Raw genomic sequence first — 2188 nt, 5'->3', positions numbered from 1 at the left:
TACAAGTTGTTGCATCAAAGCTTCTGGTTTCCCAACATGCTAATGCGGTTGTTGGTTCTGCTGGCTCTGTGCCTGTTGTTTTCCAAGTACAAGTTGTTGCATCAAAGCTTCTGGTTTCCCAACATGCTAATGCCGTTGTTGGTTCTGCTGGTTTATAGCAGGTTACAGCTAAACTTGTTTCTGAATTGTCATTTGAATTGCTCGCATTTCCTTGGGAAACATTTAGTGGAGGTGAAGAACAACCTCCACATAATAAAGGATTGGCAGCTGTAATATATACAATGTTTCCTATAATTCCATTAGCGACACTCACCACATTACCTCTTACAATAAGTAAAATATCTGAAACATCAAATGAACTAAATCCATCACCTGAATTTGTTAATTTTATTGTGTTTGCAGAACCAGTTGTTAAACTCAATTGATTCCAACGGGTATCGCTTCCTGAAGCAATCCCGATGATTTCAGCATTGGCACCGACACTAATAGTAATTCGTAATGAATTTTTAACTATTGTTCCATTCCCATAATTACCAACAGTGGCACTCAAAATTCCTGTAGAACTCTGCGCCACACTTGCGGGACTCATTAAAATTCCAATTCCAGGATCTGCGTTGTTTTGTGAATATCCTTTTGGGACAATCATAAATACAGTAAAAAACAATAATATTAATTTATATAGTGCCTTCATATTCTTATCGTTTAGCGATGACATTTCTTTATGTGATTAACAATAATCGTAATTATTGAGCTTTAACAACAGTGTTATAGGTATTGTTATAATTCTGACTATCTAATCCTGAACCATTTACAATAGTAACTGTAATTGGTTGGGAAGTTTGAGTTGGTACATCTGGTTTACGCGCTATAGTAAACCCAATAGCTGAAAATGCATTTGCTCCAATTATAATACCTGTTTTTAATGTCATTGTTATAAATAATCCATTTTCAGTTGTAACCCAATCAGTATTATTAACTGAAACACCACCATTCACATTAGAAGTACTAGTAGCGGCTCCATAAGTAATAAGGAATGCAGATTGTTTTATGATTTTAACGACTACTTGTCCGTCTGATGGCGCACCTTTGATTTCAGATATGTTTACAACAAAATCTTTTGTATCACCTGCAGCTACAAAGACTAAAGCATCAATATCTATTGTTGGAGTAAAGTCTGGTAATTCTTTGACAACTACTATTGAAACCGTTGCTTGGCTACAATTAGTTGGATTTGATTTATCACAAATTTGGTAAGTCAAAGTATAAGTTCCTGATGGAGTATTTGGAGCTACAGTAATAGAACCATCAGCATTTAATGCCAAATTACTGTTAGGGGTAACAGTTGTCAAATTAATTTGACCTATACTAACAGCTGAACCATTTAAAGTATCATTTGTTAATACATTAACTACGTTAGTTCCTCCTGTCGTTCCGTTAATAGGTCCCGCTGTATCTTGATTGGTATCTATAATTGTAGCTGAAACTACAATAGTAGAGGTTACCGTGTCACAATTTCCTGTATTATCTACCTCACAAATGGTATAACTGATTGGATAGCTTCCTGCTGGTGTGTTAGCCGCTACTGTTACAATTCCGGTAGCTGTATCTACTGTGATTCCTGCTGGAAGTGTTCCTGTTTTCATCGTTACATTTCCTGAAGCTGTTCCAATGGTTACTGCAAGACCACTTAAGGTGTCGTTTGAAGTCAAGGCGGTTGTAGTCCCTCCTGTGTTTCCATTGATTGCTGGAGTGGTTTCGGTTACTGCTGCTATTCCTGGAGCTGTTACCGTTACATTACTTGTTACTGTACTACAATTTGTTGGATTTGAAACCTCACAGATGGTATATGTTATTGGATAACTGCCTACTGGTGTGTTTGATGCAACAGTGATTGTTCCATCAGCATTCATTGTTAATGGTCCGTTTGGTGTAGAAGTCAAAGTTACCTGTCCTGGAGCAGTTCCGATTACGGCTTGAACTCCGTTTACTTTGTCATTCCCAATTACACTTGGTGTGTTGGTTCCTGGTAATACACTTGGACTATCTGTTACTGCTGCTATTCCTGGTGCGATTACCGTTACATTACTTGTTACTGTACTACAATTTGTTGGATTTGAAACCTCACAGATGGTATATGTTATTGGATAACTGCCTACTGGTGTGTTTGATGCAACAGTGATTGTTCCAT

Annotated in this window: 1 protein-coding gene and 1 pseudogene; both read right to left on the bottom strand. The window is 37.2% G+C overall.

The window, feature by feature from the left end; genetic code table 11:
• Positions 1-691: hypothetical protein (locus ACNQGG_RS17210; RefSeq protein WP_417966073.1), on the bottom strand; the 691-nt coding region annotated here is incomplete at its 3' end.
• Between the two features lie 52 nt (positions 692-743).
• Positions 744-2188 (bottom strand): annotated as a pseudogene (locus tag ACNQGG_RS17205) (hypothetical protein); the annotation flags it as partial.

Source organism: Flavobacterium esculini (assembly GCF_048284325.1).
Classification (GTDB): Bacteria; Bacteroidota; Bacteroidia; order Flavobacteriales; family Flavobacteriaceae; genus Flavobacterium.
Note: the sequence above shows the minus strand (reverse complement) of the source record. Positions and strands in the feature narration are given on the sequence as shown.